Origin of the sequence: Aeromonas sp. 604176 (assembly GCF_049170755.1) — a bacterium.
Lineage (GTDB): Bacteria > Pseudomonadota > Gammaproteobacteria > Enterobacterales > Aeromonadaceae > Aeromonas > Aeromonas veronii_A.
Genome location: NZ_JAAKNE010000169.1, coordinates 1 through 6111 on the forward strand (window position 1 = coordinate 1; position 6111 = coordinate 6111).

6 protein-coding genes and 1 riboswitch are annotated in these 6111 nt (G+C 60.9%); of the genes, 5 read left to right on the forward strand and 1 reads right to left on the reverse strand.

Translation table 11 applies throughout. The features are described from left to right. The 5 genes from leuA to G5358_RS19780 all read left to right on the forward strand — a co-directional run. Positions 1–1253, forward strand: a 1253-nt coding sequence (leuA, locus tag G5358_RS19760; RefSeq protein ID WP_421324755.1) for a 2-isopropylmalate synthase, incomplete at its 5' end; no start/stop codon positions are given. A gap of 192 nt (positions 1254–1445) precedes the next feature. Next, positions 1446–2531 (forward strand): 3-isopropylmalate dehydrogenase, encoded by a 1086-nt coding sequence (gene leuB / locus G5358_RS19765; protein WP_421276737.1) that lies wholly within the window; start codon positions 1446–1448, stop codon positions 2529–2531. A 33-nt stretch (positions 2532–2564) separates the two neighbouring features. Continuing rightward, complete coding sequence (gene leuC / locus G5358_RS19770) at positions 2565–3962, forward strand: 3-isopropylmalate dehydratase large subunit (RefSeq protein WP_421324756.1); 1398 nt, start codon at positions 2565–2567, stop codon at positions 3960–3962. 12 nt (positions 3963–3974) lie between these two features. Further along, positions 3975–4574 (forward strand): 3-isopropylmalate dehydratase small subunit, encoded by a 600-nt coding sequence (gene leuD, locus G5358_RS19775; protein ID WP_021231980.1) that lies wholly within the window; start codon positions 3975–3977, stop codon positions 4572–4574. A gap of 116 nt (positions 4575–4690) precedes the next feature. After that, positions 4691–5620: a hypothetical protein gene (locus G5358_RS19780; RefSeq protein WP_042052492.1), complete on the forward strand. Its 930-nt coding sequence runs from the start codon at positions 4691–4693 to the stop codon at positions 5618–5620. A gap of 30 nt (positions 5621–5650) precedes the next feature. On the opposite strand, the gene G5358_RS19785 is transcribed toward G5358_RS19780, so the two are convergent. Next, positions 5651–5941, reverse strand: a complete 291-nt coding sequence (locus G5358_RS19785; RefSeq protein ID WP_005339160.1) for a PilZ domain-containing protein — start codon at positions 5939–5941, stop codon at positions 5651–5653. Positions 5942–6030: 89 nt separating this feature from the next. Beyond that, positions 6031–6111: riboswitch (TPP riboswitch) on the forward strand. This riboswitch is flagged as partial in the annotation.

A 6111-nucleotide genomic window follows, 5' to 3' on the forward strand; every position in this document is an offset into this window, starting at 1 on the left:
CCATCCATGTGGAGAGCAAGCTGAAAAAGAGCTTCGAAGATGTGCTGGAGATGGGGGTCGGCGCCATCAAGCACGCCCTGCGCTACACCGATGATGTGGAGTTCTCCTGCGAGGATGCGGGCCGCACGCCGATCGATAATCTCTGCCGCATGGTGGAGGCCGCCATCAAGGCTGGCGCCCGCACCATCAATATCCCCGATACCGTGGGCTACACGGTACCAACCGAGTTCTCCGGCATCATCCACACCCTGTTCAACCGGGTACCCAACATCGACAAGGCGATCATCTCGGTCCACTGCCACGATGATCTGGGGCTCTCGGTGGCCAACTCCATCGGCGCGGTGCAGATGGGGGCCCGCCAGATCGAGTGCACCATCAACGGCATCGGCGAGCGGGCGGGCAACTGCTCGCTGGAAGAGGTCGCGATGATCCTCAAAACCCGCGCCGACCTGCTCGGGGTACAAACAAATATCCGCCACAGCGAAATTCATCGCACCAGCACGCTGGTCAGCCAGCTCTGCAACATGCCGGTGCAGCCCAACAAGGCGATCGTCGGGGCCAACGCCTTCTCCCACAGCTCCGGCATCCATCAGGATGGGGTGCTCAAGGCGAAAAATACCTACGAAATCATCACTCCCGAGAGCATCGGCCTGACCCAGAACAACCTCAACATGACCTCCCGCTCCGGCCGCCACGTTATCAAGCACCGGATGGAGTCCATGGGTTATGCCGAGAGCAGCTACGACCTCGACCACCTCTATGGCAAATTCCTGACCCTGGCCGACAAGAAGGGTCAGGTGTTCGACTACGACCTCGAAGCGCTGGCCTTCTTCAGCCAAATCCACGAAGAGCCGGAGCACTTCAAACTGGAGTACCTCGGGGTGCAGAGCGGCAGCTCGGTACTGGCCACCGCCTCGGTCAAATTGAAGGTGGGTCAGGATCTGATCTGTGAAGCGGCCACCGGCAATGGCCCGGTGGATGCGGTCTACCAGTGCATCAACCGCATCACCGGCTATGAGATCCGCATCGACAAATACGCCCTCAAGAGCAAGGGCGAAGGGGAAGATGCCCTCGGTCAGGTCGATATCGTCGCCGAGTACAAAGGGCGCAAATTCCACGGCATGGGACTGGCCACCGACATCATCGAATCCTCGGCCCACGCCCTGCTCCATGTGATCAACAGCATCTGGCGCGCCGATCAGGTCGCCGAGCAGATGGAACGCAATAACAGCATCAAATCAGAAACCGTCTGAACAGGGCTCGGTACCAAACAGACGGAATGGAATGACAGCATCAAATCGGAAACCGTCTGAGCAGGACTCGCTGCCACACAGACGGCATGGAATGACAACATCAAGACGGGGAACGTCTGAACCGGCAACCGCGCGCAGCGTCGGGGAAACCGGACAGAGGGATCTCAAAGACAATATCAGGATGGAGAGTGTATGAGCAGTTATCGGATCGCAGTATTGCCGGGTGACGGCATTGGCCCGGAAGTGATGGCCGAAGCCGTCAAGGTGCTGGAGAAGGTGCAGGCCAGGTTCGGCCTCGCCTTCGAGTATGATAACCATGACGTGGGCGGCATCGCCATCGACAACCACGGCACCCCGCTGCCGCAAAGCACGATCAAAGGCTGCGAAGCGGCCGATGCCGTGCTGTTTGGCTCGGTGGGCGGCCCGAAATGGGAGCATCTGCCGCCCAACGATCAGCCTGAGCGTGGTGCCCTGCTGCCCCTGCGTGCCCACTTCAAACTGTTCTGCAACCTGCGCCCGGCCCGCATCTACACCGGTCTGGAACAGTTCTCCCCGCTGCGTGCCGACATCTCGGATCGCGGTTTTGACATCGCCTGCGTACGCGAGCTGACCGGCGGCATCTACTTCGGCCAGCCCAAGGGGCGCGAGGGAGAAGGGGCGAACGAAAAGGCGTTCGACACCGAGGTGTACCATCGCTTCGAGATTGAGCGCATCGCCAAGATTGCCTTTGAGTCGGCTCGTGTGCGCCGTGGCAAGGTCACCTCCATCGACAAGGCCAACGTGCTCGCCTCCTCCATTCTGTGGCGCGAGGTGGTGACGCAAGTGGCCAAGGATTATCCCGATGTTGAACTGAATCATATGTATATCGACAACGCCACCATGCAGCTCATCAAGGATCCGTCCCAGTTCGACGTGCTGCTCTGCTCCAACCTGTTCGGTGACATCCTCTCCGACGAGTGCGCCATGATCACCGGCTCCATGGGACTGCTCCCCTCCGCCAGCCTCAACGAATCGGGTTTCGGCCTGTTCGAACCGGCCGGTGGTTCGGCCCCCGATATCGCCGGCAAAGGGATTGCCAACCCCATCGCCCAGATCCTCTCCGCCGCCCTGATGCTGCGCTATAGCCTGGGCCAGGAAGCCGCAGCTCAAGCCATCGAGCAGGCCGTGGCCCAGACCCTGGCCGAGGGTTACTTCACCGCCGACCTGCATCAGGCCAGCGCCCGCCATCCGGTGCAGAGCACGTCCGAGATGGGTAGCCAGATCGCCGCCCGGATCTGAGCCACATAACAGAGAACAAGGAAGAGAGAAGCAATGGCCAAGACCCTCTATCAGAAAGTATTCGACGCCCACGTGGTACGGGAAGTGGAGGGGGAGACCCCCCTCATCTACATCGACCGCCATCTGGTGCATGAAGTGACCAGCCCGCAGGCATTCGATGGCCTGCGCGCCATGAATCGCCAGCTGCGCCGCCCGGACCTGACCTGGGCCACCATGGATCACAACGTCTCCACCACCACCAAGGACATCGCCGCCTCCGGCGAGATGGCCCGCATCCAGATGGAGACGCTGGCCGACAACTGCAAGGAGTTCGGGGTTCGTCTCTACGATCTCAACCACAAATATCAGGGGATCGTCCATGTGATGGGCCCCGAGCTCGGCATCACCTTGCCCGGCACCACCATCGTCTGCGGTGATTCCCACACCGCCACCCACGGCGCCTTCGGCTCACTGGCGTTCGGCATCGGCACTTCCGAAGTGGAACATGTGATGGCGACCCAGACCCTGAAACAGGGTCGCGCCAGGACCATGCGCATTTCGGTCAACGGCAAGCTGGCGGAGGGCATCAGCGCCAAGGACGTTGTGCTGGCCATTATCGGCAAGGTCGGCCACGCCGGTGGTACCGGCTACGTGGTGGAATTCGCTGGCGAGGCCATTGCGGGCCTCTCCATGGAAGGGCGGATGACGGTGTGCAACATGGCCATCGAGCTGGGTGCCAAGGCGGGGATGATTGCCCCAGACCAGACCACCATCGACTACATCCGTGGCAAGGAGTTCGCCCCCAAAGGCGAGGCGCTGGAGCAGGCCATCGACTACTGGCAGAGCCTCAAGAGCGATGAAGGTGCCCGCTTCGATGCAGAGGTAGTGCTGGACGCTGCCGACATCGCTCCCCAGGTCACCTGGGGCACCAACCCGGGTCAGGTGATTGCCGTCAATGAACCGATTCCGGCGCCGGAATCCTTTAGCGATCTGATGGAGCAGCAGTCCGCCCGCAAGGCGCTCGCCTACATGGACTTGCAACCGGGCCAGAAGCTCTCCGACGTCGCCATCGACAAGGTGTTTATCGGGTCGTGCACCAACAGCCGCATCGAGGATCTGCGTGCTGCCGCCGCCATCGCCCGCGGTCGCAAGGTGGCCGCTGGCGTGCAGGCGCTGGTGGTGCCTGGCTCCGAGCAGGTGAAGGCACAAGCCGAAGCCGAGGGGCTGGACAAGATCTTCATCGAGGCCGGTTTTGAGTGGCGCCTGCCCGGCTGCTCCATGTGTCTGGCCATGAACAACGACCGGCTGCAACCGGGAGAGCGCTGCGCCTCCACCAGCAACCGCAACTTCGAAGGGCGTCAGGGCCGCGCCGGCCGCACCCATCTGGTCAGCCCGGCCATGGCCGCCGCTGCCGCCGTCACCGGCCGCTTCGCCGACATTCGCGCACTGTAAGAGGACATTTCGATGACAGGATTCAAACAGCATAAAGGGATCGTCGTCCCCCTCGACAGCGCCAACGTCGACACCGACGCCATCATTCCCAAGCAGTTTTTGCAGAAGGTCAACCGCATCGGTTTTGGCAAGCACCTGTTCCACGACTGGCGCTTTCTGGACGATGCCGGCCAGCAGCCAAACCCCGAGTTCGTACTCAACCAGCCGCAATTCGCCGGTGCCAGCATCCTGCTGGCGCGGGAGAACTTCGGCTGCGGCTCGAGTCGCGAGCACGCCCCCTGGGCGCTGGCCGACTACGGCTTCAAGACCATCATAGCCCCGAGCTTTGCCGATATTTTCTACGGCAACGCTATCAACAACGGCATGGTGCCGGTGCGTCTGAAGGAGGAGGAGGTCGACGCCCTGTTCCAGCTGGTCGCCGCCCAGCCGGGCATCCAGATCGAAGTGGATCTGGAAGCGAATCAGGTACGTGCAGGTAGCCTCAGCTTCGGTTTCGAGATCGACGAATTCCGCCGTTATTGCCTGCTCAACGGCTTGGATGCCATCGGCCTGACCCTGCAGCACGAGGCCGCCATCAGCGCCTTTGAGGCAAAGCAGCCGAGCTGGATTTAATCAGCCAGTTGCAAAAAACGAGTAGAATCAACAGGGAGCTTCGGCTCCCTGTTTTACTGTCCGCGACGCTTCCCACTTTGGACCACCGGAACTGGCCCGTGCCACAGGAAAGGATGATGAAGAGACCGACGGCAATTCCTCTGCTCTGTGCCCTGCTGATTGCCCTGCCTGCGGGGGCCAGCCAAACCAGCTTCAACAACAGCCTCGGCCAGATCAGCGTCGGCTGGCAGGATAGCGAAGGCAAATCCCAACAGCTCACCTACCGGCTCGAACAGGGCAAGTTGCCGCCTCTCATCGCCTATCGCCCGGCCAGAATGCAGGAGGAGGTATTGCAGGTATTGCTGCGGGAGGTGCGCCAGAACTACCCCGAGGTGCAGTTCACCCTCTCCCGCCCCTCGCTGGAGCTGCATCTGAAAAGCCGCAATCAGGACAAGGCACGCGAGGCGATGGCCTTTCTGCAGTCCAAGCGAAGCAAAGAGGAGCAGGCGTGGCTGACCAAACACTACTTCCAGTACTTCAACACCCCCGACGGGCAGCTGGCGGTGAAGCAAGATCATGTGCGCATCGCGCTGGAGAGTCGCAGCGGGCTGGCTCCGCTGGCGGATCAGCTCAAACAGCAGGGCAGTACCGAAACAGAAGCGCGCCAGAAAACCGTGGCCCATATGCTCACCTTTATCCAGAGCATCCCCTATCAGCAGCTCGACAGCCTGAATGGAAGACAGGGCAAGGGCTTCCTCCCGCCCCGTCAGGTACTGGAACAGAACCGGGGTGATTGCGACAGCAAGGTAACCCTGATGGCCGCCATGCTGGCCCAGCTCTTTCCCGAGCTGAAACAGGCCATGGTGTTCGTCCCCGGCCATGCCCTGCTGGCTGTTGACCTGCCCGCCAAGCCGGGGGATGCGACCCTCAACTGGCAGGGGCAAAACTACCTGCTGCTCGAACCCACAGGCCCCGCCACCTTGCCTGCGGGCCAAATAGCTTCGACCAGCAAAACGCTGGTCGATAGCAAGCAGTTGAGTGTGCAACCGGTTCAGGAAAAAGGCTAACCCCCTCCCTCTGCCGATGAGGAGAGAGGATTAACCCTGAGGCAGAAACTCCACCGCCAGCAGCAACCCGCTCTCCTCCTCCAGCACTCGGATAATACGGGCATGGGCTTCAAAGGGGGGCAACAGGTTGTTGTTGGTGGCAAGACTGATCCGGATGGGCTGATTGATGTCGAGCTGGTGTTCAGAGACCGCAATCCCCATGCCGTTGGCACTGAGATCCCGGCAGATCCCCTCCAGCACCAGCTGCTGCTGATAGACGGTGACCGGAGCATTGATGACCATGCGCGCAAAGGCACGCCTTTCCTTGGTATTGGTAAGCACGCGAACATCCTCTGTTGGGTGGGCGTCATCTCATGGGTATTGCACAATTGTGCTGGTCTACCCAAAAGAACGTTAATACAATGCGGTTCGTTTCTCAAACGGGGTGCGGTTTACCGCTGAGATTATACCCGTGTACCTGATCCAGATAATGCTGGCGGAGGAATTTGAGG